Source organism: Shewanella sp. SW32 (genome assembly GCF_025653365.1).
In the GTDB taxonomy this organism is placed as follows: domain Bacteria; phylum Pseudomonadota; class Gammaproteobacteria; order Enterobacterales; family Shewanellaceae; genus Shewanella; species Shewanella oncorhynchi.
Window position 1 is genome coordinate 11883 of sequence record NZ_JAKKSJ010000023.1, and the last position, 25624, is coordinate 37506.

Here is a 25624-nt window from a genome sequence, read left to right on the forward strand (position 1 = left end):
ATTAATGATAAAACTCGGCATAGTGATGGACCCCATCAGTGAGATCAACATTAAGAAAGACTCCAGTTTTGCCATGTTAATGGCCGCGCAGGAAAGAGGTTATCAGCTGTTTTATATGGAAATGGCCGATCTTGCCATGGTCAACGGTGTGGCTATGGCCAATATGCGTCCGTTAACTGTTTTCAATGATGCGAGCAAATGGTTTGAACTAGGTGAATCTCAAGACACGCCGATGAGCGAACTCGACGTGATCTTAATGCGTAAGGACCCGCCATTCGATACTGAGTTTATCTACGCAACTTACATGCTTGAACGCGCCGAAGAACAAGGCGTGTTGATCGTTAACAAGCCGCAAAGCTTACGTGATGCTAACGAGAAACTGTTTACCGCATGGTTTAGCGAATTCACGCCAGAAACGATCGTGACCCGTGATGCCAAACGTATCCGCGCTTTCCACCAAGCGAAGGGCGATATTATTCTTAAGCCACTTGATGGTATGGGCGGCACCTCGATTTTCCGCGTGAAGCAGGACGACCCAAACCTTGGGGTCATCATAGAAACCTTGACCAGCTATGGCCAACAATATGCCATGGCGCAAGCCTTTATCCCTGAGATAACCAAAGGTGATAAACGCATTTTAGTGGTCGATGGTGAGCCTGTGCCCTACGCCTTGGCGCGTATCCCAATGAAAGGCGAAACCCGTGGTAACTTAGCGGCAGGCGGAAGCGGTGTGGCTCAACCTTTATCCGACAGCGATTGGGCAATTGCCCGCGCCATTGGTCCAGAACTTAAAAAACGTGGACTGATTTTTGTCGGCCTCGATGTCATTGGTGACAAGCTGACTGAGATCAACGTAACCAGTCCAACTTGTATCCGTGAGATCCAAGCAGCATTTGATGTCGACATCACAGGCATGTTAATGGATGCTATTGAAGCACGCATTAACACCAAAGCATAAAAATTTACCAACGAGTTTGTTGATTTAAGGCGCTTTGACATCACAAGCGCCTAGCCACTTTCTAGGGATGTGATATGAGTTTCACCAAAGCGCCATTCTTGTTACTCGGCATAGGTTTATTACTATCGACTCCGACTTGGGCCAACATAGAAACAGGTCCAACGAAAGCACCGTCGCGTCCCAAAAACATTGTCATCATGATAGGTGATGGTATGGGACCGTCTTACACTAGCGCTTACCGTTACTACAAAGATAATCCTGACACAGAGGAAGTCGAACAAACCGTATTCGACCGTTTACTTGTAGGGATGGCGAGCACTTATCCCGCCAGTGTCAGTGGTTATGTTACCGACTCAGCCGCGGCAGCAACTGCGCTCGCCACTGGCGTTAAATCTTACAATGGGGCGATTTCGGTCGATACCCAAAAGCAACCGCTACCGACCATACTCGAAAAAGCCAAATCCCTTGGCCTCAGCACAGGTGTGGCTGTCACATCCCAGATAAACCACGCCACACCTGCAGCCTTTTTAGCCCACAATGAGAGCCGTAAAAACTACGATGCTTTGGCAATCAGCTATCTAGAAACCAACGCCGATGTATTCTTAGGCGGTGGTCAAAAATACTTTACCCCTGAACTATTAGCGCAATTTAAAGCCAAGGGTTATCAACATATTACTCGTTTTGAAGACCTCGCCAGCATCACCCAACCTAAAGTGCTAGGCTTGTTTGCCGAAGTTCAATTACCTTGGGCGATTGATGAAAAAGATGCGAAAAAACTCAGCACTTTAACCCAAAAAGCACTCAGTTTACTGTCGCAGAATGACCAAGGTTTTGTACTGTTAGTCGAAGGAAGTCTCATCGACTGGGCGGGTCACAATAACGACATAGCTACAGCCATGGGTGAAATGGATGAATTCTCCAATGCCATTGAAGTGGTTGAGCAATTCGTGCGTGAACATCCTGATACCCTGATGGTGATCACCGCCGACCATAATACCGGCGGCCTATCGATTGGCGTCGATGGAAACTACAACTGGAACCCTGAAGTCCTACGTAACATTTCAGCCAGTACCGACACATTAGCCTTAGCCGCCATCAGCGGTGAACAATGGCAGGCCGATCTCGCCCGCGGTTTAGGTTTTGAGCTCAACGAAGAAGAAATCGCAAAATTAACGGTCGCCAGAATGCAGGGATTAGAAACCATAGCGGTTGCGATTCGCCATGTTATTGATAAGCGAACTGATACGGGTTGGACAACCGACGGCCATACAGGCACAGACGTACAAGTGTTTGCCGCAGGTCCCGCATCTGAGCTGTTTAACGGCCATCAAGACAATACTGATATCGCCAATAAGATTTTCAGCTTATTGCCAAAACCGAAGAAACCTAAGAGCTAAGCGTTAATCGATTCCTTTCATTAAAGGCAATCACATAAGGCAACCGCATAATGCAGTTGCCTTTTTTATTGGGTCTTTTTATTAGGGATTTTATTAGGTCTTAGCGCAGTGATTCGATGCAAACTGGCTCGGGCGTGAATAACGGGTATAATGCCCACACTTAAGTTTATAGGTGCCTGTAACTGTGTTAACTAATCCATCGCAAGTCATTATTCGTAATCAAGACAGCCTAAGCCAACATAAGGTGTTAGTGCTCAATCATGAAGCCGATCTACTGCCAAAAGCCCTGCTCGATGTCGCGGCCTCGGTCGATGCCCTCGCCTTGGATTATCACCATTATTTACACTTAGCGCCGCACGCGAATTCAAAACTGCGTTGCTACTTCGGCCATGAACTGCCACATCAAGACCCAATTACACCAGAAAAGTACGATACGGTTATCGTTTATTTCCCCAAGGCTAAACCCCTCGCACCCTATCTGTTTAACCTCGCCGCCAGCCATCTTGTGCCTAACGGCCAGCTATTAGTCGTTGGGGAAAACAAAGGCGGCATTAAGTCTTTAGTTAAACTCTTGCCTGAGTATTTTGCGACGGGGATGAAGCTCGATAATGCCCGCCACTGCCTACTGTTTGGTAGCCATTTAGAGGGCAGCGCCCCGGCAATGAAACTTAGCGACTGGGTCAGTCAGTATCAACTCACAACGCCGCAAGGCGAGATCAGTATCTGTAATTTAGTCGGGGTATTTAGCGAAAAACGGTTAGATCTCGGCACTGAATTATTATTGTCACACCTACCAACACTCTCGGGTCGAGTGCTCGATTTTGGTTGCGGCGCAGGCGTGATCACCGCAGCCCTACTAAAAGCACAACCGAGCCTATCCCTAGAATGTGTTGATATTAATGCCATGGCGTTAGCTTCTTGCGAACTCACCCTGGCGGCCAATGGCATGACAGCCAAAGTGTATCCATCCGATGGGCTCGCGCAAACCACAGGAAAATTTAACGGCATTATCTCTAATCCGCCGTTTCATGATGGCCTCGCCAGCACCACCAGCATAGCGCAGAACTTTGTCACCGATAGTGCTAAGCAATTACAACATAATGGTATTTGGCAAATAGTAGCCAATCGCCACCTGCCCTATTCCGATATTATCGCCGCCGAATTTGGCCAATTGAAAGTGGTTGCCGATAACAACAAGTACAAGTTGTATTACTTCCAGCACAAATAGATGTTTGATTAATAACGCGCAGATGCTTTCGCTGAAGCGCGTTATTGGCAACACCAGCCACTCACTCTTATCCCAATCCCTGTTTGTTTTTAGATAAAACCTCCCTTTCATCGTGTTACAAAATTCAATATTGTGATCTGCCGCATGCCAGCGATTCTGACAATTCCTCACTTATAATCACTCAACAGCCGTTCCTAACATAGGGATTCGATTTAAAACATCAAAATAATGGTTAAACCTAAAATCAATATAAGTTGTGGTTTATTCAGTAATTTTTGTTATAAAACCAGAGATAACACTGATTATAAGACTCAATTTTTTATAAAAAACTATTTTAAAATTCACTCATAGACCATTAACAACAAAATGACAACATTTGCTGATTTTGCAGCCAAAAAGGCTTCTTTACCCTAAGTTTCTACTGTTATACTCAAAACAGCTTCTTAACAAGAATAAAACGCAATTACTAGGAATGCCCCTATGCTGGACCCTGAACTCATAGAGCTAAACAGCGATAAGACAAAAGCTGAATTGCGCCTGATCCCGAATGTCCATGGTCCAGTCACCCATGAAGACATAATGCGCCTGTTATCTTTACCTGAATTCGCCGCCCTGTTTCCGCTAGAACCAGCCATTACTAAAACCGTCGCTAAAATCAACTCTCTTTGTAATCAAGACGATGGAAAATTTGAGCTCTATACTACTTTGGCCGAACGTCGCGATGGCAGCATAGCTATCGAGATTAGTCCCGATAAAATGCAAGCCAGTCTTAAACTTACCGCAGCATGGGGTGGTAAACAGATAGATTTGCCAGAGATCCTCACTCATCTCAAAAAAAACAACGTCTGCATGGGGCTAAGCAAACTCAAAATTCAAGCTCTACTAAAGCAACTCAGCACACTCAAGCCAGGGGAAATCTGCCAAAGTGAAATAGCCCAAGGCAAAGCCCCTGTTAATGGACTCAATGCGGTACTAGAACGCAAAGTATTCCTTGCGCGGGAGCGCTTGCTTCAGCCACAAGAGCGCGAAGATGGCAGTGTCGATATGCGCAATTTAGGCGCAATGATCGTTGTTAAAGCCAATGATCTCTTGATGGTTAAACATTTAGCCACCGAAGGCACTCCGGGCTACAACATCAAGGGCGAAGTCCTTAAACAAAAACCAGGTAAGGATGCAGTGCTTCAAGCGGGTACAGGCACAGCTTTTCATCCCAAAGATCCCAATAAGCTGATCGCCACAGTGCCGGGGCAACCCGTCGAAACCCGTACAGGTATGAATGTCGATGATGTACTGCAACTTAAAGATGTCGACATCAGCACAGGCCATGTCACCTTCAAGGGCAGTATTTTAATCACAGGTGATGTCCACGAGGGCATGATAGTTAAAAGCTCAGGCGATATTACCGTGATGGGGTTTGTGGACTCCGCCACCCTTGAAGCAGAAGGCGATGTCACTGTGAGTAAAGGCATCATTGGCCGCCAGATTAAAGCCAATGAATACTCTACCAATATCTATTCTCAAGGCCAGATCAGCGCCCAATTTGTGCAATATTCTCAATTAGTTGCCAAAGGTAATATCTTAGTCACTAAACAGTTGCTGCACAGTAATACCAAAACCGCCGGCAGTTTAACGGTCAGCGATCCTAGCGGTCGTCGTGGTGATCTGGTTGGCGGAGTTGCACACGCTGAAAAAGGCATCACGGCGGTTGTCATAGGTGCAACGGCAGGGACTAAAACTGACGTTTACTGCGCAATGGGACAGGCTGAACTCAAGCAAGATCTCAAGCTACTCGATGAGAGCGTTAAAGCTATGGTTGTCGCCAGTTTAGATATCGAGGCTCGCCTCAATAAACTGCCCCCAAAGTCAGAATGGCAAGCTGACGCGGTTATGATTGAGCAAATCAAGATGATGCTTGATGAAAAGAATCGCATCATGGACGAACGTACCCGTGAAGAGCTTGAATTCGATACCTTTAAACAAGAAGTCGAAGGCTACTACGAAAAATACCGCATCGAAGTGCTTAAACACGTATTCCTTAACGTTGAGCTGCATATAGGTCCAGCAAATCACCGTACGGCACGTGAACACGGCACTTGTTGTATTGCCAATGTTAATCAAGAGATTAACTTTGACTATAACGCCAAGGCCAAAGCTGCACCGAGCACATAAAGTTCACTAGGGTTCTTAACGCCAGTGCTGAGGCGGCTTTCGCTCGGTAGCCAAACCTCTGAACTCGTTCTGGCCTCTATCTATCTTCTCCAAGCGTGGCATACTGCTCACAGATAAACGCACGCAGCAGTATGCCAAGTCACCTTCTTGCTAAATCCTAATCCTTGTTTACTGCCGCCGATTGATCTCAGAGAATACCTCAGAGCCCATTTTAAACTTCCTAAGGATCTGAAATGACTAGCGTTAAGATGTCGAGTATTGAATGGCCAGCGATTGTAAAACTGACTCAAAATGACGAATTACTTTACCTAGAACATCAAAGAGATTGGCTCGAACTGGCCTGTCTCTATCAGCATCACTTCATCGAAACCGATCAATTATTAGACTCCAAAGGGCAGCGATACCTTATCAGTGCCTGTCCACAAAAAATCCATGAAGATCCTGTTGGCGAATTACCTCGATTACTGCGCCAAAAACAGGATTTGCCACTCAATGAATTTATCAAATGGGTTCAAAATCATGCCCAAGCACTAGGACAATGTTGTGTCGCTAAACTGGCTTTCACGACAATTGCCCAAGGCATTGAAATTGTTCGTACCCTCGATGAATAAACAGCAAGCACATGATAAGCCATAATAAATGGCTATCAATAACTCAGTTAATCAATAAAAAACAATATGACCTTAAAAGCTAATATCCTCACAATCAATTCACAGGCATAATTTGCCGCGGTGTAACAGCGCTAAGCCAGACGGTAAAGCGCTTAAGATGCACTCCAAAATAACCGTTTTCTGCGTCGACTCAAGGGATGACGTTTAAGTTGGCACTAAATATACAAACAGATGGAACCGAAATTGGAACTACTTAAGATTGACTGCTTAGGCAAACAACTGCGCTTAGAAGGCTCGCTCGCGGGCTGGCAACAACTCTACTGGGACAACACCTTAGTCTCACAAAAAGAAGCTTCCGTCGATAATGGCGGCCTTAAAGTCCATGTCTTTGAGCTCACTCACCACAATAGCCCGTTGGTGACAGAAAGTGGTGAGCAAGCCATCGCCATGACAGAAGCTAAAATCCAAGTTCGCCTCGAAACCGATCTCGTTTGGCAGCCTTTCCGCCTCGATTACTGCTTGCTGATGGATGACAAGATTATCGACCAAGGGCGACGGACAGAGAAAGATATCGAACGCCAAACACCAGAAACGCCCATCGTTAAGCAGCAAAAAATCAGCATGATAGGACTCGCCTCCCTCGGCTTTAAGCTGTTAAAAAGCGCTAAAGTCATAAAGGTAGTGTTAGCGGGCGCCAGTGTTGCCGCTTACTCTTGGCTATTCTCCTTCCAATTCGCCCTCGCACTTATCGCCTGTTTGGTATTTCACGAATATGGCCATATTCGCGCAATGAAATATTTTGGGATGAAAACCAAAGGGATTTACCTTATTCCCTTTATGGGCGGACTCGCGCTCTCCGATGAAAAAATTAATACACGTTGGCAAGATGTGGTGATTTCCATCATGGGACCGACCTTTGGGCTCTTGATGTCCATCGCTTCCTTGATTGCTTACCACGCAACAGGCAATGTGTTTTTTGCTGGCCTTGCCGCCTTTAATGCGCTGCTTAACCTATTTAATTTATTGCCTATTTTGCCACTCGATGGCGGCCATATTTTAAAGAGCATTAGTTTTTCGATGAACAGTATCATGGGGCTGGTCGCCTGCGCCGCCGGTGCCGCTTTCGGAGTGTATATCAGCTACACCTTAGGCTTAGCGCTATTGGGCTTCTTACTGTTGATTGGCAGCTTAGAAATCATTTTCGAATGGCGAACTCGTCATCAAAGCCATCTGCTGCCATTAGACAGATACGGGCAAATCTTCTCGGTTATTTGGTACTTGCTCACGGTTGGTGCCTTAGTCGGCATCATCTGGCACTTAGCGGGAACGGGCGATGATATGCTCAGCTTGCCGCTGCAAATATTACGCAGCTAATCCGCTTAACGGCTAAGCACAGATTCAAACACTCACCCTGAGCAATATAAAAAACCGCTATTAATAGCGGTTTTTTATTTTTCTGTCGCGCTGTGATGCTTTTACAAAAATGCGCTATTCCTTTGCCAAAGGCGGAGCGATATCGCTGCCGCCAAGGGCTTGATAAAGCGTCGCTTGGGCGGTGAGTTGGTTATAGCGATTCTCGAGTAAAGCCGCCTCGGCGCTGCGACGATTCTCTTGGGCATCAATCCAATTCTGAATACCGATAGCGCCATTGCGGTACTGACTCTCATAAATGGCTTCAACGGCTGCCGCTGCACTGAATTGCTGTGCCAACTTCTCCCCTTGATAACGATATTGCTGCTTAGCCGAAATCGCGTTATCGACATCTTCAAAGGCGGAATAAAGCGTCTTGCGATAATTCACCACTGCAGTTTGATAATCGATATCGGCAATGTCGTTATTGATTTGCATTTGATTCCACTGCAAAAAGGGCAAGACTAGCCCTGCGCCTAAACTGCCAACGGGATTACGTAATAACTCTTTTAACTCAGAGGTCGACTCCCCAACACCGCCAGTTAAACTCAGGCTTGGAAAATAACTCGCATAGGTCGCATCTTTACTCGCCAAGGCGGAGCGCAGTTGATACAAGGAGGCCTTCACATCTGGGCGTCTCACTAATAAATCTGCGGGTACACCCACGCTAACGTCCGGCACTGCTACGTCGGGGAGTTGCTTAATCTCAACCCAAGTTCCCCCTGAAGCTAAACTCTGCGCAGGAACAGCTGCAGGTGCCTGATTCAGTAATATCGCGAGGGCATTTTTAGCCACAGTTAATTGCTGAATAAGCTGGCTATGGGCAGCCTCTTGTCCCGCCATACTGCGCTGAGCTTCAAGCACATTCACTTGCGTCACGGCCCCAGAATCATACTGCCTTTGGGTTAATGCCAGCGTTTGCTGACTGTACTCGATACTCTTTTGGCTTAAATCAATCCGTTGATTTAAATAACCTATCTGCCAATACAAGGATGCAGTGGTCGCCACTAGGCTTTGGGTGGTACTTTCTCTATCTTCGGCGCTCGCCAGCGCCGCCCATTGAGCTTGGTCGATATTGGCCGACACTTTGCCCCACAAATCCACCTCATAACTCACGGACAATTTTGCTTGATAACTCTTAGTCGCATCGCCACCCTCAAGTGGCTGATTACGGGAAGCGTCAAGGTTTGCCGATAACTGTGGGTATAGATCATCCCGCGTTAGTCCTGCCTGCAAGCGTGCCTTACGCAGCGTTAAGGTCGCTAGGGTTAAGTCATTGTTAGTGCTCAACACTTGACTGACCAGCTTATCGAGCTCGGGCTGATGAAACTGCTGCCACCAAGGGTCGACTTTTACTTGCTCATTCACTGTGGTGTTTTGCCACTGTTCGGGAATAGCCAGTGCGGGTGGTTCAAAGTCTGAACGCATAACACTGCCACAACCACTCAACAGGGCTATGCACAGAGCTGGTCCCAAAGCCGTGCAAACAGCAATAGCACAGCTACGAAGCGAAAATGGTAGATTAAATAGTTTATTATTCATGGTGTTATTACTCTCTAGCTAGTGCGTCAACGGGATCTAACTGCGCCGCATTGCGGGCGGGTAAGAAACCAAATAGCACACCAATTAAGGTCGAGCAGGCAAAGGCGGCAACGATGGAGGAGGTAGAATAAATCATTTGGAAACTGCCCCCCGTTTGAGCAAACACCACGCCAATTAAGTAGGACAAGGCGATGCCTAAGGTGCCACCACACAAACACACTAAAATGGCTTCGATAAGGAACTGGCGCAAAATATCACTCTGGCGCGCACCCACCGCCATACGTACCCCGATCTCACGGGTTCGCTCAGTCACAGACACTAACATAATGTTCATCACCCCAATTCCACCAACGACAAGGGAAATCACCGCGATAGCCGAGATCAGTAAGGTCATGGTTGCTGTGGTTTTTTCGATGTTCTGCCTAATGGTATCGGTATTAATGGTGAAGAAATCTTGCGTGCCGTGGCGCATTTTAAGCAGCGTGATAATACCCTGCTCCGCCGCGTTACTCGGCACAGTTTCATCGAGTCGCACTGTGATGCCATCCAAATAGTTTTTACCCACCATACGGCCAGAAACTGTGGTGTAAGGCACCCATACATTAAGTGCATCGCTGTTACCAAAAGCACTTTCTTTAGGCTGCGTCACACCTATGATACGTACGGGTAAATCTCCAAGGAAAATCACTTGCCCTATCGCCGAGTTATTGTCGGCTGCACTGTTAGGGAAAAGCTCCTTACGGGTATTGTCATCAATCACCGCATCTTGGGCGAGCGATGCGACACTTGCATCATCCCAAAATTGGCCCTGCGCTAACTCGTACCCTCTTACACGGAAAAACTCAGGCCCCACTCCATTCACCGATGCCGATACCGCTTTATTACCAAAACGAACCGTTGCAGTAGAGCCAATGCTTGGCGTCACGCTATCAACATAGGGCAGATTTTTAAGGGCATTGGCGTCCGTTGCGGTTAAGGTGCGCACCCGCGCCGAGCGTCTATCGCCAAAACCAGAACCGGGGCGAATATCAATCGTGTTAGTCCCCATCGAACTGATACTTTTGAGGATGGCCTGCTGCGAGCCTTCACCTAAGGCCACCACAGAAACCACAGAGGCGATACCGATAATAATCCCGAGCATAGTCAAGAAAGTACGTAACCTGTGGGTCGACATTGCCACCAGCGCCATTTTAAACGCTTCGACATATCTGTCCCACGAAGCCACCCGCGCACGCGAGCCATCTTTTGCTGCCACTGCACTGCTAGGATTTTGTGGCGCCATATTTTGTAACGTTGAGCTTTGCGACGTCGAAGTTTGTGACGTCGAGCTTTGTGGCTTAGCCGTTTGTTTATCCTGACTGCGCTCATCGCTGATGATCACGCCGTCTTTGATTTCGATAATGCGGTCGGCATATTGGGCCACGTGCATATCGTGGGTCACGATAATGATGGTATGACCGTCGCTGTGCAGCTCCTGCAACAACTGCATCATTTCTTCGCCGCTGTGACTGTCAAGTGCACCTGTTGGCTCATCCGCAAGGATCACATCGCCGCCATTCATCAAAGCGCGCGCCACACTGACCCGCTGCTGCTGTCCGCCACTGAGCTGATTGGGTTTATGGTCAAGCCTGTCGCCAAGGCCTAAACGCGTTAACAAATGCTCGGCCCTGTCTTTACGCACCGTGCGTTCTTTACCCGCATACACAGCAGGCACTTCGACGTTGCCTATGGCGGTCAAATCACCCAGTAAATGATAACGCTGAAAGATAAAACCAAAGTGCTCGCGGCGCAGCTGCGCTAACTCATCAACGTCCATCGTTGAGGTATCTTGGCCGTTGATAAAATACGCGCCCTTTGACGGCTTATCTAAACAACCAAGAATGTTCATTAGGGTCGATTTACCCGAGCCAGAAGCACCTACTATCGCCACCATCTCGCCACGGCCAATCGACAAGTTCACATCTTTCAGCACAGTGAGTTGCTGCTCACCCGCCTGAAAAGTGCGATAACAACCTGAAATTTCAAGTAATGCCGTTGTCACTGTTAAAACCTCACGCTAGGTGGGCGACGTAATTTACTGCTGCCATCATCGGAAGACGGCATGCCAAGCACAACCTGATCGCCTTCCTTCAAACCCGCGGTGATTTCAGCATTGATTTTGTTGTTAATCCCCACAGTGACATCCACATATTGCACTTGGTTATCAACTAACACAGGCACTTGATATTGCGGGCCGCTGCGGGCTTTACGCTCGACAGACTTAGCCTCTGGCGCCGCGGATTTCTCCCTCGGCTTTATACGCAATATCTGCGCAGGCACTAATAGCGCATCATCGGCCTTAGCTAACACTATGGACACCTGCGCCGTCATGCCGATACGCAAGGTGCGGTCAGGGTTTTCTACATCAAACAGACCATGGTAATAAATGGCGTCTGAGTCGCTAGAGCTCATATTGCTATCGTCGCCATCCATCGAAATCGGCCCAGGCTCAATCGCCCTCAAAACGCCACGGTAGGGATGATTCGGTTTTCCAAGGACAGTGAAATACACGGCTTGACCCGGATGGACATTGACAACATCGGCTTCGGAAATCTGCGCTTTAACTGTCATGGTATCGAGCTGCGCCATTTCAACTATGGTCGGTGTTGTTTGATTAGCGTTAACGGTTTGCCCCACTTCCACCGCGGAATACACCACAGTGCCATCCATTGGCGCGGTAATTTTGGTATAACCTAAATCGATTCTGGCACTGTCGACGTTAATTTCAGCCTGCTGTTTTTGCGCTTCTAATTGCTCAAGCTCGGCTTGATAAACCGTTAGATTAGCATCGGCCACTTCATAATCGGCGCGGGAACTGGCCTTATCGGCAAGCATTTGCTGCTGGCGGCTAAATTCCAACTTGGCTTGGCGGATCTGCGCCTGTTTAGCACGGAACTGAGCATTGATACTCTTGAGTGATGCGAGGGCATCCTTCAAATTATTCTGCTGCGCTAGGCTATCAATCTGAGCAATCAAATCGCCTTTCTTTACTTCATCACCCAGTGCCAGCGGCAAACTTAAGATTTGCCCCGATACCTGCGCACCTACACTCACCAGTTTGGATGCCTGCAACATGCCATTGGCAAGTACTGAGTTTTCGATATCGCCACGGCGCACCGCTTCAGTTACATAGGTAGGTGCCATTTCAGGCTTATGCCACATAAAATAAGCACCACCACTCAGGAGGATTAAGCCGCTTAACGCGAGCAGCAATTTACGCTTTGAGGATTTTTTCATCGGTATTGTCGTGTCCATCAATGCTAAAGACAGCAAGCATTCATCTTGCTAAGGAACTGAAATTGTTCCAACAGTATATAGAGTTAGCCAAAGACAGTAGACGAAGGAAGTGTCGTTAACAGGTAAAGATTTGCAAATATCTGTGTAGAAATTGACAAGGAAAGCACGATTGAGTGGTGCTTAGGCTCAATGGAGATTTAGTACGATACCAAATCGTTAGGTGGTAAATTGTTGTTGTCTACATTCTATGACTGTGCCACTTGTGGTAGTTCAGCCATTCAAACGAATCTAGATACAGACTTCATTTGATTCTTTTTCAAGAAAAATCAACGTCGTAAGGTGAAGCCCCACGACGTTGATCTTCTCTAAAAGAATGAAAAATACAAATCAAGTTCGTAAATAAAAGAAACCATTAGATTCCCCACCAACCCATTGCGAAAACAATAACGCCAAGTTACTGGCCATCCCCAGTGAATAACCCAATGATTAACCCAATTAATCACTCAATTCGACTAATTCATGCTGGCGAGGATCACCTGCGTGGCATCAAAACAGGCGAAACATGATTCGCCGACAGCCAAACTCTGCATTTGGGTAAGTGGCATCACTGAATAAATGATGTCTTTACCATCAATGTCTATGGCTAATTCGGCCTTATCGCCAAGTTCAGTCACACTCAGCAAACGACCGCTTAGGCAATTTTGCCCATCCAGTTCACAGGCATGAGTCATAGCCAGTACTGCGGGGGCTTTAAACAGTAACAACACAGATTTATCCATGGCTAACTGCAAGCGCTCGCGGCTCGAATGGGTCACTGAAATCTGAATCTGTTGCCCGCCCGCTAAGGTCACGCTGATTTCGTCATTTAATCCAAATGAATCAATGCCATTGATACGACCCGTTAACTGATTACGGGCGCTAGTATTGAGTGAGAAATGCGCCATCACATCCAATAAACTGTGCATGTCGACGGACTCATCAAGCAAGGCGGCCAAGGCCATTGCTTGTACTTGGGAGGTGATGGAATACACCTTGAGCAAACGCTCGCCAAATTCGGTGAGTTTCGCGCCGCCACCGCCTTTGCCTCCCTTTTCGCTACACACTACGGGTTCGGGCATGGCGGTGTTCATCTCATTGATCGCGTCCCACGCCGCTTTATAACTGATCCCCGCAAGCTTGGCGCCTTGGCTGATCGAGCCTGTGTTGGCAACCTGCTCAAGCAGGCTTATCCGCCTAGGATTGGCGAAGGGCTTATCCCCGAGGGAAAGCGTAAGTAATGCATGTAAATCCATCGTTTATCCCGCACCCAAGTCTGACTTGAGTCCTATTGTCCTTCATCGTCTTGAGGATACCAATAAGATTGCCGAGATATTTCAGCGGATTAATGCCATTAATCCGCAAGAAACCGCACACAGATCACTAATTGATTGCTTAGGGCTTGAATGATCGATGTATAGATTGATATATAACGATCACTTTTTATCACGGAGGAACACCATGAAATCTATTCACCTTAAGCAATTACTGCGTTTTACCACGGCTTCGTTATTCACAATGGTACTGACATCTAGCCCAATTTTTGCGGCAGACAATGAGCAAGTGACTGTTTTTGCAGCGGCATCGCTCACCAATGCACTTAACGAAATCGGCCAGCAATATGAAAAAGAACACAATACCAAGGTGATATTCTCCTTCGCCTCTTCCTCAACACTGGCAAAACAAGTGGCCAATGGTGCACCCGCCGATCTGTTTGTCTCGGCGAATCAAAAGTGGATGGATTATCTGGTCGATGCTAAAGCGGTCGATGTTAACAGCCGAAAAACCTTGTTAAAAAATACCTTAGTCTTGATTGCCGAGAAAAATAGTCCCATCACAGAAGTCGTGCTCAATGGCGATTGGGATATTAAAGCCGCATTAAAAGGCAGTCGTATGGCTGTTGGCGATCCAGATCATGTGCCTGCTGGACAATATGCCAAGCAAGCCCTCGAAAACCTCAAGCTGTGGCAAGCCGCTGAGCCCTTACTCGCCCGTGCTAACAATGTCCGTGCCGCCCTCGCTTTGGTTGAACAGGGTGAAGCGCCGCTTGGCATAGTGTATTCAACCGATGCGAAAGTCGCCCAAAAGATCAAAATCGTTGGCACCTTTCCAGAAACGAGTTACAGCCCAATTGAATATCCTGTCGCCTTAGTCAAACAAGAATCGACCGCAAGCGCCAAAGCGTTCAATGAGTATCTGCAGGGCCCAAGCGCAAAAAATGTGTTTGAGAAATATGGCTTTGGAGTGAATTAGGGTGCTGAGTGGTTCTTTGTTAAGCGGCTCTATGCTAAGTGGCTCTCTTTTAAGCGACTATGAAATTGCCGCACTGCTGCTCAGTTTAAAGGTGTCATCCGTTGCCGTTATCACCAGTTTACCCTTGGGCATTTTATGCGCTTGGGTGCTGGCCAGAGTCGAGTTTCCTGGCAAGGCTATATTTGACAGTGTGCTCCATCTACCACTGGTGTTACCGCCCGTGGTAGTGGGTTACCTCTTGCTGATCAGCATGGGCCGCCAAGGTTTTATCGGCCAGTGGTTATTTAATTGGTTTGGCATCAGTTTTAGCTTTAGTTGGCGCGGTGCTGCCCTCGCGGCGGCGATAGTGTCATTCCCGCTGATGGTCAGAGCCATACGCCAATCCTTTGAAACTGTTGATATTCGACTCGAGCAGGCCGCACGCACTTTAGGTAGCAGTCGATGGCGAGTATTTCTCACCATCACGCTGCCGCTCACCTCTCCAGGGATAGTGTCAGGCATGATTATCGCCTTTGCTCGCAGCCTAGGGGAATTTGGCTCAACTATTACCTTCGTTTCTAATATTCCCGGTGAAACTCGTACAATTCCGCTCGCCATGTACTCTTTTATTGAAACCCCAGGGGCAGAATATCAGGCCATGCGCCTGTGCATTATCTCGATCGTTATCGCGCTCGCGTCTTTACTCGCCTCCCAATGGCTGAGTAAAAAAGCCCTGCAGAGGACGGCAAGCGTATGTTAACAATCAATATTGAAAAACGACTCGGACAACTGCAACTGAAAGTCGATACCCAATTGCCATTGCAAGGCGTGACAGCCGTTTTTGGCCGCTCGGGTGCGGGTAAAACCTCGCTAGTGAACCTGCTCGGCGGGCTTTCGACCCCAGATAGCGGTGAAATCCGCCTCGGTGACAAACTGCTTTATCAACAAGGCAAAGTGAACCTTCCCCCAGAGAAGCGCCAAATTGGCTATGTATTTCAAGAGGCACGGCTGTTCCCGCACTATAGCGTGAAGGGCAATCTCAACTATGGTGTGCGTAAAGCTAACCCAGTCTTGTTCGATAGAATTGTGCAACTACTAGGGATTGAAAAACTCCTCAGTCGTTATCCCAGCACGCTATCTGGCGGTGAAAAACAACGGGTTGCCATTGGCCGTGCCCTGCTGACATCACCTGACATGCTGCTAATGGATGAGCCGCTGGCATCACTCGATTTACCCCGTAAACGCGAGTTACTGCCCTACTTGCAAACCTTATCGCAGGAACTAAAACTGCCGATAGTGTATGTGAGCCACAGCCTAGATGAGATCTTACAACTGGCGGATTATATGCTGGTGCTGCATCAGGGGAAATTGATCGCCCAAGGGGCCTTAAGTGAAGTGTGGAATAGCGAGCAAATGCGCCCTTGGGTGCCATTGCAGGAACTCAGCTCACTCCTCAGTGCAAAGGTCGCCGACAGACATCCCGACTACCCCATGACTCGACTCGTGATGGATGATGGAAACTATTTGTGGGTAAGTGGCTATCTGGCTGAAACGGCGAAGAAACTCAAAGTGCGTATTCAGGCAAATCATGTCTCGGTTTGCACTGAGATCCCCAAAGGCTCAAGTATCCGCAACCTGCTAAAGGGAGAAATTAAAGAGTTATACCCCAGCGATAACGGCGAGCAAATCCAATTAAAAATCGCCCTAGGCCGCGATGAACTTTGGGCCAACATCACCCCTTGGGCCTGCGACGAACTGCAACTCACTCATGGCAAAGCGATTTATGCACAAATCAAAGGCGTGACTATGACGCAAATGGATATCGCTGAATCCCACTAGCTCAACCTAGAGCACCGTTCGAAAACCAAATTTCAGGCACAAAAAAACCGACTCTAGGTCGGTTTTAGTTCCTTCATCAGAAGGATTTGGTACCAGTGGCCAGACTCGAACTGGCACGCTTTTAAGGGCGGGGGATTTTGAATCCCCTGTGTCTACCGATTTCACCACACTGGCATATCAAATATGCACTTAGAAGCAATCAAAACAACTGGCTGTCTCTAAGTGCTGGGAATTATACCTTTGCTTATGACAATGGCAAGTCTTTTGCCGCGACTTTAATACAAATTGCATTTAACCGCTCAAAAATCATGCTCTTGGGGTTATTCTGCGCCATGGGATAATAAAAAAGCGGTATATTCTTTATCACTTTTTTGAATATGGTTTACCAACCAAGCTTTCAAGAAAGCCATTAATTCGTCGGCAACATCTTCACCCCTAACAACCCGCTTTTGAAAATCAAGTACTTGCCCAACTAACTTGCCGTGCTTTTCCTTGTGGCTGTCAGTTTGAGGGTAACCAAAACGCGCAAAGAGTTCCTCTTCATAGGCAAAGTGATTGGCGGTGTAATCCACTAACCCTTGCACGATACGTTTGATGGCTTCGAGTCCATACTCTTCATTTAATGTGCGGTGTAATTCATTGATCAATGAGACTAAGCGCTGATGTTGACGATTGATCTCAGGCATTCCTATGTCTAACTCAGGCCCCCATTTCACAAAGAGTTTATTTTGCGCCTGACTCGAATTAAAAAATGCCGCATTCACATGGAATCGATGCAGCAAGGAGCCAATTTCCTGCGACATGTTATACACTTTCAAACTCGATAAGTTAGTGTTGTTGGTGTGGGAGGCATTACTCAGGGCTAGCTCAGCCATCACACTGATATTTTTATTAATTTCCTCTGCTACTGTATGTTGTTGTCCCGATGCCGTGGCGATTTGGTGGGACATATCGGTAATGGTCTCCACCTGAGCGACAATCTGCCCGAGTGCACTGTGAGCTTGATCAACCATATCAGCCGTTTCGTCGGCAATCGCCACGTTTTTCAACATGACTTCAACACCATGTTGTGCGCCTTTTTGTAATGCGGCGATTTGCTGCTGGATCTCAACCGTGGCTTCGGATGTTCGTTTAGCTAGATTACGTACTTCATCGGCGACTACAGCAAAACCGCGACCATGTTCACCCGCTCTCGCACTTTCAATGGCAGCATTTAAAGCGAGTAAATTGGTCTGTTCGGCCACCTGCGAAATGGTTTCAATAATGCTACTGATATTGTTACTGTCGGCGGCCAAGTGCTCGATCACGGTTCGAGTATCATGGATCTGTTGCGACATAGCGCCAATTTTAGTGACTATGCCATTCATGATTTGATCACCGCGCTTAGCAGAACTTTGGGCAATATCAGCTGCCTGCGCAGCACTCACCGCATTTTGCGATACGGCTTGAACACTTGAAACCATCTGCGTCATCGCACTGGCGGCCAGTTCAGTTTGATGCTCTTGCTCTAACACGCCTTGCTTTGCCTGTTCACTGATAACCTTGATATCCGAGGCGACTTTTTTCATCCCTTCACAGGTATCAGATAAAGACAAAATCGTACGGCTGACATCTTCGCCCATGCGATTAATGTTATGTACTACCTTAATGAACACACCCGCATCTTTCTCTTCCAATTGATAACTCAAATCTCCCTCGCCTAAGTGGTGTGCTGCACGTTCAAGTTGTCTCAAATTACGAATTAATTTATTGATGTTGAACATTAAAATGGCGGCGAGCGCGCTTAAACACAAAATAGCAACAAAGTGCCCTGTGATCACCAAACAATAGAGGGGATAAATCAGCAACAATAGTGGCGCAAAGATAGAATTATATCCCATTGAATCCTTGTGACTTTTTTTAGAATCCATTTTTTACTCCTTTAAAAAACTGATATCGCGCCTTCATATAAAAACAAGAACGAATAAATGGAATAGCGCGTTAACTGAATATCGATCGAGTTGAATAGGTTAATCCTAGACGCTAACGGAAGAAGAAACAAAGCTAAATTATTTGAACTCGTCGCTGTTAAGCATACCTTTAAATTTGACCAAGATCACAGAGTTAACTAAGCGTTATGACTTTGTATTCCTATGTCGATTTTTTATTGATCGAGATCAGTATTTTAGCTATCGAATACCGCTAATTTAGCGAGGACTTCACAGGAAAGAGGATTTCAGTCATGGCATTTTGGTTAGATCTGATGTTTGGTAACCCCATAGGCTTACTTTCAATGATCGTTATCTTTAGCACAATAGGGATAGTGTCTTATATCACTTGGATGTTCATTGTGAAGTCGGCACCGAAACCATAGTTTTTGCTCCAGTTGTTCTTCATGTTTCTTGTATAAATGCAAAATCTAGGGGGTTTTATCACCCCCATTTTTTGTTGTCTCGCTTTTCAGAATACTGCAACTCATCTAAAGCCAGCACTCATCCGAGCGAGACAAAACACGCCTATGCAGCGTGTTTTCTGTTTTGTACTAATCCATTCAAAAATTGCGGGCGCGCCTTAATCAACGACTGCATTTCTTCTTGGCTCGGCTCACCTGCTGGCAAACGCAGCACATCACGGTTGAGGTACATACGCGCTTTCATGGCAATCTTATAGTCAGCGGTCGGTCCCTGAATCGCATAATGGCGCTCGTTACCGAGCTTTTCTAAGATGCAGGCATTTACTAAACTTTTTACAGCGGGTTCATTTTGCGGCAGAGTCAAAATCGTGGCGCCTTGAAGAAAGAATTCCCTCACTAAAGCTCGCTCAGCGGGATCAAGTAGATTCACTTTAGCTTCAATCGTCTCAATAACACGCTTATCGCTTAAATGACGGATAGACTCATCTAAACCTAAGTTAATTAATTGACTCAAAAAATAAGCGATAGAAACGATTAGACCTAATCCAACAAACTGTGCATGTTCTGGCACAAATTTATCGAGCGCCAGCACTGCCAGCACATTAGGGGGAATAAGAAGTAAGACAGAACAACTCACCATAAGCCACAGCATGACTCTAAACATCATTTTCTTTGGGCTAAAAAACTTAACTGAATCCAGCTTGAGTTTAAACATAGTGCTATCCCAGTGACAAAAAATTGAACTTATCGGCTAATAAGCAAATTTAATGCCACAAATGAAGACATATTTCGTTGATTTTATCTGCGAGAAAATGCACTTTCTGGATCTGTAGGTCTATGCTTATAAGCATCTCAAGCCGCTATTGCATAAAGAAAATTTAAGATGCTGACATTCTTTAGCCAACTTATCAAAAGCCCCATAGGCAGGCACCTTACCCTGTCTATTGTACTTTTTAGTTCTGTTATCACCTTAATCACCACTGCGTATCAGTTGATCAGTGATTATCGCAATGATGTCGTGCGTATCGATAGAGTATTTTCCAACATGGAAAAGGTGAACTTAGATGTGCTCGCCGCCAGTATTTGGGTTATTGACGAGCGGCTCATTAACACTCAGCTCAATGGGCTAATTCAGCTGCCCGATATTAACTATATTTCGATTAAAGATGACAGCGGCCAAGCATGGAATGCAGGCGAGCAGAAACAAGAACACTCCTTAGATAAAACCTTTCCTTTAGTCTATAAATCACCGACTGAAAACATCAATGTCGGCACACTCGAAATACAAGTCGATGTCGATGCTATCTATCAACGCTTGTATGATAAGGCCATTATCATTCTGCTTTCTAATGGCATTAAAACCTTCTTAGTGGCTGGGTTTATTCTATTTTTAGTGTGGTTCAACATTACTAAACACTTAGATAAACTCAGCCAATACTGCAAAAATATCGACATAGACCATGAATACGAGCCACTACAATTTGACCGTCATGAAAAAATTGATGAGTTTAAACAAGTCGCCGATTCCATCAATAGCATGCAAGTACAACTTAGAAGCTCATTTAGCGCCTTAAAGAATTCTAAGACGGAACTGCAAATAGCCTTAGAAGATAGAGAGCGGCTACTCAAGCTCGAACGTAGCTATAAAGAAGAGCTAGCAAGACAAGTTAAAGAAAGAACACTAGAGTTAGAACAATCCCTTAGCGCACTAAAACGAGCACAACAGGTTTTAGTTGAGCAAGAAAAAATGGCGGCCTTGGGTGGACTCGTGTCAGGGGTTGCACATGAGATAAACACCCCAATTGGCATTTGTTTGACGGCGGCAAGTGCGCAGCTCAGCCATATTGAAGAACTGATCGACCTGATCCACAGCGATCAAGCCACATTAGATGAGATAAATGAAATACTTAATGAGTACCAAGAAAGCTGTGAACTCATTGTCCGTAATATCACTAAAGCCAGCAGTTTAATTCAAAAATTTAAAACGATCGCCATCGATCGCAGTCATGAAGAACACCAATGCTGTAACCTAAACCAGCAGCTACATGAAATCCTAGAGTCGACATTAATTATGCATCCCAATGTTAACGCCTCAACGGAGATCAACGTGGAGCCTACACTCAATATCAAAACCAATATCAGTTTGTTAAATCAAATTGTTAGTAATATTCTCTCGAACGCCTTTACCCATGCATTCCAAGGACATGAAGACAATCTTATCCACATTAGTGCGACTTTGGATGAAGAATCAATTCAAATCAGCATTCAAAATAATGGCTTAGCCATTCCAGCCGATGTTGCTGAGCACATGTTCGAACCCTTCTTTACTACAAATCGTAATAAAGGTGGTACTGGCTTAGGATTATCAGCGGCCTTTAATGCCGCAACACTGTTGAAAGGCACTATGAGTTATCGCGCAGACTCAAAACTAGGCGGCCCACAATTTGATATTAAATTTCCATACACTCAATGTGAACCAGTCAATAATCAACAAGATTTTTATATCTAACTATAACCTAATGAAATTACATAATATTGAAGGGGTATCACCGCCCTTGAAAGCGGTGATATCTTGGCTGAATCTAGATTAAGAGTTTAAACCGCCTCTTGAGCCTGCTGTGCCAATCGCGCTAACACGCGACTTGCCGCCACAAAACCAAATGTCCCAGTGACCATAGTCACAGCCCCAAAACCAGAAGCACAATCCATCCTCATGCTGCCATCAGCCGCCGCTTTAGTACCGCACACTGAGCCATCGGCTTGGGGATACACTAACTGCTCACTGGAAAAAACAGCATCGATAGCAAACCGGCGTTGCACGTTTTTAGAGAAGTTATACTCGCGGCGCAAAATATTACGCACTTTGGCTAGCAAAGGATCTTGGTAGGTTTTAGCGAGATCAGTTAACTGAATTTGCGTCGGATCTGTCTGTCCACCCGCACCGCCCACTGTCACTATCTTAATTTTTTGACGTTTACACCAAGCAATTAACGCAGCCTTCTGCTTAACGGCATCAATACAATCAATAACATAATCAATATTGCCACCCTCTTTAGCTCCAAGCAAATACTCGCCTAGATTATCCAATGTAATAAAATCTTCAATTTCATTCACTTGGCAATCAGGATTAATTTCACGGATCCGTTGTGCCATCACAGCAACTTTAGAACCGCCGATGGTGGAGCTAAGAGCATGTATTTGTCGGTTAGTATTAGTGACACAGATATCATCTAAATCTATCAAGCTTATCTGCCCTATGCCGCTCCGCGCTAAGGCCTCTGCCGCCCAAGTACCGACGCCACCAATGCCAATTACCATCACATGGGATGTGGCAAATTTAGCCAACGCCTTTTGTCCATACAAACGGCCAATTCCGCCAAATCGATTTAGATAGGCCTCAGTCATAAATACTTACCTTATATTACCCAATAACAGCAGGAGCGCTTGCCCTAGCATCGAATGGATGCCAACAGGGGCAGCTTAATAGCAACACCAGAAATGTGCCGTGGATTCTAAACGATATCGACATAAACCGAAATCAGATCCTCAGCCACCAAACACTAGATGCAAAGGGATACGAATACTAAATGAGTGTAACAAAAGCAAAGGCCCATCATTTACAATCGAGTCATTTGGTAATCGACTTAATAAAAACCTGTATTTCACTTGTAAAACAATATGTTGAATAAGCCGCCCTTTATATAAAACTTGATCAGGATCACACTTTATCATTTCAAGTCTGTGCAGACTTTGCCACACAAAAGCTCAACAGCATGCATAGATACTGAAGTTATCAATGCATATAACAGCGATAAGCACAGGAAAATGAAGATGAAAAAGAATCTACTGACGACGGCTATTATTTCTAGCCTCACACTCTATTCATTCACAGCACTCGCCGATGGCCCTGAATTCTATGGTCATGCTGATCTTGCCATTACCAATTCAGACACAGGTTATGCAACTCAAAACCAAAAGGAGGGCACTGTTCTTGAAAACAACTTCTCTTGGTTAGGCGTAAAAGGTTCTGAAGCTGTAAGCCCTTACTTTGACATCATTTATCAAATGGAATTTGGTGTCGAAAACTTTGATAACTCAAATAAAACCTTCAATGCCCGTAATACATTCCTAGGTATCAAAAGTGCCGTAGGTACGGCTTTAGTGGGTCGTAACGATACCGTATTTAAAGCAGCTGAAGGTAGCTTCGATCTTTTCGGTAATACCAATGCTGATATCGACTTACTGGTTGCAGGCCAAACACGCTCCGCCGATGGCATTTCTTACTATTCACCTAAAATTGCCGATCTCGTGACGCTTAATGCCACTTATCTGATGAGTGATAACTATGACCAAGTGGATAGCAATGGCAACGACGTGTATAGCAAAGATCAAATGTATGCTCTGAGCGCCACCTTAGGGGATAAAGCCCTTAAAGCACAAAACTACTATGTCGCTGCCGCCTATAGTGATGGTATTGATAACGTTGAAGCCTATCGTGGTGTGGCCCAAGCTAAATTCGGTGACGTAATCTTAGGTGCCTTATATCAACACAGTGAGCATGTGGATGATAAGTTTGCCAATCTCTCAGGCGATACCTATTTTGTCAACGCAGCCTACTTAATTGGCGACTTAAAACTAAAGATGATGTACGGCAAAGATGACTCAGGTCTAGGCAAGTACGTGAGCCGTTATGTTGGTGACCAAAACAACAGTGGCCTAGAACAGGTCCGTGATGTTGACCTGCAACAGTTCAGTGTGGGAGCTGATTACCGCCTGAGCACTAAGACTATGGTCTATGGTCACTACACACGCTTCGATGGCGATCTTATGTTGGCCGATGTAAAGCAAGACCTGAATGACAACATCTTTACTGTTGGTTTACGCGTTGATTTTTAAATAGATTAATCAACTAACCCCAAGGTTATTTATTGATAAAAAAGCGGCTTCGGCCGCTTTTTCTGCTTAGATATCGCCCCCAAACACAAATCTATAACCAATATGACAGACTTGCTACAGCATTAGTATATGCTACAGTTACCCTCGCCGACGCACTATCTAAGGCAATCCGCCTTACCTACCACTTAAGTAGTAAGTGAAAAATAGAGTTTTACCCCTTTCAGGTAAATTTGCAGTCAAGATATAAGGAAAGATCCCAGAAATGGCCCGAATATAGGCAAGGAGAGCCAAAAACATGATCTGCGCCACAGCCTGCGAGTCGTAAAACTGTAAAAATCGGCGGCAACTTTGTTACCGACTCAGGTAGCAAATGCGTTAAACCACACAAAAACCATGAAAAATGGATAAGAACTTAGGTTCGAGGGAGCACAAAACATGAAAAAGACATTCATCTCTGCATCAGTTGCATCAGTATTGGCATTGGCTTCATTCGGTGCGCTAGCCGAAGGCCCAAGCTTCTATGGTCGTTTAGAGCTTGCTCTAACCCATACTGACACAGGTGCCACTCTACAATCAGGTACTAACGGCTTAAATGCAAACTATGCCGATGAAAATAACGCAGGTACTTATTTAGAAAATAACTTCTCTCTATTAGGTGTTAAAGGCTCAGAAAAAATCGCTGATGGCTTTGACGTTATCTACCAAATGGAATTCCAAGTTGAAAACACTTCTGGTGCAGGTGATGTTTTCAAAGCACGTAACACTTTCTTAGGTTTAAAAACTAACGCTGGTACTGTGTTAGTGGGTCGTAATGACTCAGTATTCAAACAAGCCGAAGGTGCTGTGGATATTTTCGGTAACACTAACGCCGATATCGACCGTTTAGTCAGTGCCCAAACTCGTACTGCCGATGGTGCTTGGTACTATTCACCAAAAATTGCAGGCTTAGTGACATTAAACGCTAACTATCAATTTGATGATAACGACACTACAGCTAAGACTTCTGAAAGCCTATATGCATTAAGCGCAACTCTAGGTGACAGCAAGTTTAAAGAGCAAAACTACTACGCTGCAGTAGCCTATAACAAAGGCATCGCGGGTGTTGATGCATACCGTTTAGTTGGCCAAGCAAAATTCGGTCAATTCAAAGTTGGTGGTTTATTCCAAAACTCTGAAGATGTTGTGAACAATGACATCGAAGGTAACACTTACTTTGTTAACGTTTCTTATGATCTGAACGGTGTAAACCTGAAGGCTGAATACGGCATTGATGAAGCTGGTTTAGGTGGCGCTTACACTAAACTGGGCGGCGTAAAAGGTGCTGATGACATCAATTTCCAAAACTTCAACATTGGTGCTGATTATCGCGTAGCGAAATCAACTATGATCTATGGTCAATACGCTATGTACCGTGGTGATTTTACTGTTGCTAATGCTAAAACAGATCTACAAGATGACAACGTATTCTCTGTAGGTGTACGTTACGACTTCTAATCTCTTAACCAAGAGATAAATTAAAAACCTACTGTAGCGATACAGTAGGTTTTTTTATGTCTCAAATCTAATCCAAAAGCGCCAAAAATAAAAAACCACCTAAGCCAAACTAAGGTGGTTTTAGTTAACCCATTTAATTCTTTA

At 45.7% G+C, this 25624-nt stretch carries 20 protein-coding genes and 1 tRNA gene; 13 read left to right on the forward strand and 8 right to left on the reverse strand.

Annotated features, from left to right (window positions below; translation table 11 throughout):
* Positions 1 to 4 precede the first annotated feature (4 nt).
* From gshB to L5M28_RS14515, 6 genes are all read left to right on the forward strand, one after another.
* Positions 5 to 958, forward strand: coding sequence for a glutathione synthase (gshB, locus tag L5M28_RS14490; RefSeq protein WP_131525067.1), 954 nt, complete (start codon positions 5 to 7; stop codon positions 956 to 958).
* A gap of 74 nt (positions 959 to 1032) precedes the next feature.
* Positions 1033 to 2355: an alkaline phosphatase gene (locus L5M28_RS14495; protein ID WP_263142797.1), complete on the forward strand. Its 1323-nt coding sequence runs from the start codon at positions 1033 to 1035 to the stop codon at positions 2353 to 2355.
* Between the two features lie 184 nt (positions 2356 to 2539).
* A complete protein-coding gene (locus L5M28_RS14500) occupies positions 2540 to 3583 on the forward strand; it encodes a methyltransferase (protein WP_263146794.1) in 1044 nt (347 codons plus the stop codon).
* Positions 3584 to 4063: 480 nt separating this feature from the next.
* Positions 4064 to 5752, forward strand: coding sequence for a DUF342 domain-containing protein (locus L5M28_RS14505; RefSeq protein WP_198573564.1), 1689 nt, complete (start codon positions 4064 to 4066; stop codon positions 5750 to 5752).
* Between the two features lie 233 nt (positions 5753 to 5985).
* Positions 5986 to 6363: a DUF4144 family protein gene (locus L5M28_RS14510; RefSeq protein ID WP_028759298.1), complete on the forward strand. Its 378-nt coding sequence runs from the start codon at positions 5986 to 5988 to the stop codon at positions 6361 to 6363.
* A gap of 231 nt (positions 6364 to 6594) precedes the next feature.
* Positions 6595 to 7737 carry a site-2 protease family protein gene (locus L5M28_RS14515; RefSeq protein WP_263203707.1) on the forward strand — a complete coding sequence of 381 codons (1143 nt, stop codon included), beginning with the start codon at positions 6595 to 6597 and terminating at the stop codon, positions 7735 to 7737.
* 114 nt (positions 7738 to 7851) lie between these two features.
* Here the strand turns inward: L5M28_RS14515 and L5M28_RS14520 are convergent, their stop codons facing one another.
* The 4 genes from L5M28_RS14520 to L5M28_RS14535 form a co-directional block, all read right to left on the reverse strand.
* Positions 7852 to 9315: an efflux transporter outer membrane subunit gene (locus tag L5M28_RS14520; protein WP_263203709.1), complete on the reverse strand. Its 1464-nt coding sequence runs from the start codon at positions 9313 to 9315 to the stop codon at positions 7852 to 7854.
* Between the two features lie 7 nt (positions 9316 to 9322).
* Positions 9323 to 11356 carry a MacB family efflux pump subunit gene (locus L5M28_RS14525; protein WP_263203711.1) on the reverse strand — a complete coding sequence of 678 codons (2034 nt, stop codon included), beginning with the start codon at positions 11354 to 11356 and terminating at the stop codon, positions 9323 to 9325.
* A 2-nt stretch (positions 11357 to 11358) separates the two neighbouring features.
* Positions 11359 to 12591, reverse strand: a complete 1233-nt coding sequence (locus L5M28_RS14530; RefSeq protein ID WP_263203713.1) for an efflux RND transporter periplasmic adaptor subunit — start codon at positions 12589 to 12591, stop codon at positions 11359 to 11361.
* Between the two features lie 512 nt (positions 12592 to 13103).
* Positions 13104 to 13883 carry a TOBE domain-containing protein gene (locus L5M28_RS14535; RefSeq protein WP_263203714.1) on the reverse strand — a complete coding sequence of 260 codons (780 nt, stop codon included), beginning with the start codon at positions 13881 to 13883 and terminating at the stop codon, positions 13104 to 13106.
* 205 nt (positions 13884 to 14088) lie between these two features.
* On the opposite strand from L5M28_RS14535, the gene modA reads away from it, so the two are divergent.
* The 3 genes from modA to modC are packed head-to-tail and all read left to right on the forward strand — an operon-like array spanning position 14089 to position 16698.
* A complete protein-coding gene (modA, locus tag L5M28_RS14540) occupies positions 14089 to 14880 on the forward strand; it encodes a molybdate ABC transporter substrate-binding protein (RefSeq protein WP_263185678.1) in 792 nt (263 codons plus the stop codon).
* 1 nt (position 14881) lies between these two features.
* Positions 14882 to 15619, forward strand: coding sequence for a molybdate ABC transporter permease subunit (gene modB / locus L5M28_RS14545; protein ID WP_263203716.1), 738 nt, complete (start codon positions 14882 to 14884; stop codon positions 15617 to 15619).
* A complete protein-coding gene (modC, locus tag L5M28_RS14550; RefSeq protein ID WP_219255111.1) occupies positions 15613 to 16698 on the forward strand; it encodes a molybdenum ABC transporter ATP-binding protein ModC in 1086 nt (361 codons plus the stop codon). The genes modB and modC overlap by 7 nt, the downstream gene beginning before the upstream one ends.
* 87 nt (positions 16699 to 16785) lie before the next feature.
* Here modC and L5M28_RS14555 read toward each other — a convergent pair.
* Together L5M28_RS14555 and L5M28_RS14560 are read right to left on the reverse strand one after the other, a co-directional pair.
* Positions 16786 to 16872, reverse strand: a tRNA-Leu gene (locus L5M28_RS14555).
* A 146-nt stretch (positions 16873 to 17018) separates the two neighbouring features.
* Positions 17019 to 18608, reverse strand: a complete 1590-nt coding sequence (locus L5M28_RS14560; protein ID WP_105251482.1) for a bacteriohemerythrin — start codon at positions 18606 to 18608, stop codon at positions 17019 to 17021.
* A 311-nt stretch (positions 18609 to 18919) separates the two neighbouring features.
* On the opposite strand from L5M28_RS14560, the gene L5M28_RS14565 reads away from it, so the two are divergent.
* Positions 18920 to 19051 carry a DUF3149 domain-containing protein gene (locus tag L5M28_RS14565; RefSeq protein WP_105251481.1) on the forward strand — a complete coding sequence of 44 codons (132 nt, stop codon included), beginning with the start codon at positions 18920 to 18922 and terminating at the stop codon, positions 19049 to 19051.
* A gap of 142 nt (positions 19052 to 19193) precedes the next feature.
* Here the strand turns inward: L5M28_RS14565 and L5M28_RS14570 are convergent, their stop codons facing one another.
* A complete protein-coding gene (locus tag L5M28_RS14570; protein WP_105251480.1) occupies positions 19194 to 19805 on the reverse strand; it encodes a superinfection exclusion B family protein in 612 nt (203 codons plus the stop codon).
* 168 nt (positions 19806 to 19973) lie between these two features.
* Here L5M28_RS14570 and L5M28_RS14575 point away from each other — a divergent pair, with 168 nt between their 5' ends.
* Positions 19974 to 21599, forward strand: coding sequence for an ATP-binding protein (locus tag L5M28_RS14575; protein WP_105251479.1), 1626 nt, complete (start codon positions 19974 to 19976; stop codon positions 21597 to 21599).
* 86 nt (positions 21600 to 21685) lie between these two features.
* Here L5M28_RS14575 and tcdA read toward each other — a convergent pair whose 3' ends face one another.
* Entirely contained in the window at positions 21686 to 22495 is an 810-nt protein-coding gene (gene tcdA / locus L5M28_RS14580; protein ID WP_219255115.1) for a tRNA cyclic N6-threonylcarbamoyladenosine(37) synthase TcdA, read from the reverse strand.
* Between the two features lie 426 nt (positions 22496 to 22921).
* Between tcdA and L5M28_RS14585 the strand changes: the two genes are divergently transcribed.
* Together L5M28_RS14585 and L5M28_RS14590 are read left to right on the forward strand one after the other, a co-directional pair.
* On the forward strand, positions 22922 to 23986 hold the full coding sequence (locus tag L5M28_RS14585) for a porin (protein WP_263197387.1): 1065 nt from the start codon (positions 22922 to 22924) through the stop codon (positions 23984 to 23986).
* Between the two features lie 435 nt (positions 23987 to 24421).
* Positions 24422 to 25480 (forward strand): porin, encoded by a 1059-nt coding sequence (locus tag L5M28_RS14590; protein ID WP_263197389.1) that lies wholly within the window; start codon positions 24422 to 24424, stop codon positions 25478 to 25480.
* Positions 25481 to 25624: the final 144 nt, after the last annotated feature.

Excerpts from the sequence above, each read along its gene's own strand:
- L5M28_RS14495 (WP_263142797.1), top strand. The coding sequence starts at position 1,033 with ATGAGTTTCACCAAAGCGCCATTCTTGTTACTCGGCATAGGTTTATTA.
- L5M28_RS14510 (WP_028759298.1), top strand. The coding sequence starts at position 5,986 with ATGACTAGCGTTAAGATGTCGAGTATTGAATGGCCAGCGATTGTAAAA.
- tcdA (WP_219255115.1), bottom strand. The coding sequence starts at position 22,495 with ATGACTGAGGCCTATCTAAATCGATTTGGCGGAATTGGCCGTTTGTAT.
- L5M28_RS14585 (WP_263197387.1), top strand. The coding sequence starts at position 22,922 with ATGAAAAAGAATCTACTGACGACGGCTATTATTTCTAGCCTCACACTC.
- L5M28_RS14535 (WP_263203714.1), bottom strand. The coding sequence starts at position 13,883 with ATGGATTTACATGCATTACTTACGCTTTCCCTCGGGGATAAGCCCTTC.
- L5M28_RS14505 (WP_198573564.1), top strand. The coding sequence starts at position 4,064 with ATGCTGGACCCTGAACTCATAGAGCTAAACAGCGATAAGACAAAAGCT.
- L5M28_RS14530 (WP_263203713.1), bottom strand. The coding sequence starts at position 12,591 with ATGAAAAAATCCTCAAAGCGTAAATTGCTGCTCGCGTTAAGCGGCTTA.
- gshB (WP_131525067.1), top strand. The coding sequence starts at position 5 with ATGATAAAACTCGGCATAGTGATGGACCCCATCAGTGAGATCAACATT.
- modC (WP_219255111.1), top strand. The coding sequence starts at position 15,613 with ATGTTAACAATCAATATTGAAAAACGACTCGGACAACTGCAACTGAAA.
- L5M28_RS14565 (WP_105251481.1), top strand. The coding sequence starts at position 18,920 with ATGGCATTTTGGTTAGATCTGATGTTTGGTAACCCCATAGGCTTACTT.
- L5M28_RS14570 (WP_105251480.1), bottom strand. The coding sequence starts at position 19,805 with ATGTTTAAACTCAAGCTGGATTCAGTTAAGTTTTTTAGCCCAAAGAAA.
- L5M28_RS14515 (WP_263203707.1), top strand. The coding sequence starts at position 6,595 with ATGGAACCGAAATTGGAACTACTTAAGATTGACTGCTTAGGCAAACAA.
- L5M28_RS14575 (WP_105251479.1), top strand. The coding sequence starts at position 19,974 with ATGCTGACATTCTTTAGCCAACTTATCAAAAGCCCCATAGGCAGGCAC.
- L5M28_RS14560 (WP_105251482.1), bottom strand. The coding sequence starts at position 18,608 with ATGGATTCTAAAAAAAGTCACAAGGATTCAATGGGATATAATTCTATC.
- L5M28_RS14590 (WP_263197389.1), top strand. The coding sequence starts at position 24,422 with ATGAAAAAGACATTCATCTCTGCATCAGTTGCATCAGTATTGGCATTG.
- modA (WP_263185678.1), top strand. The coding sequence starts at position 14,089 with ATGAAATCTATTCACCTTAAGCAATTACTGCGTTTTACCACGGCTTCG.
- L5M28_RS14520 (WP_263203709.1), bottom strand. The coding sequence starts at position 9,315 with ATGAATAATAAACTATTTAATCTACCATTTTCGCTTCGTAGCTGTGCT.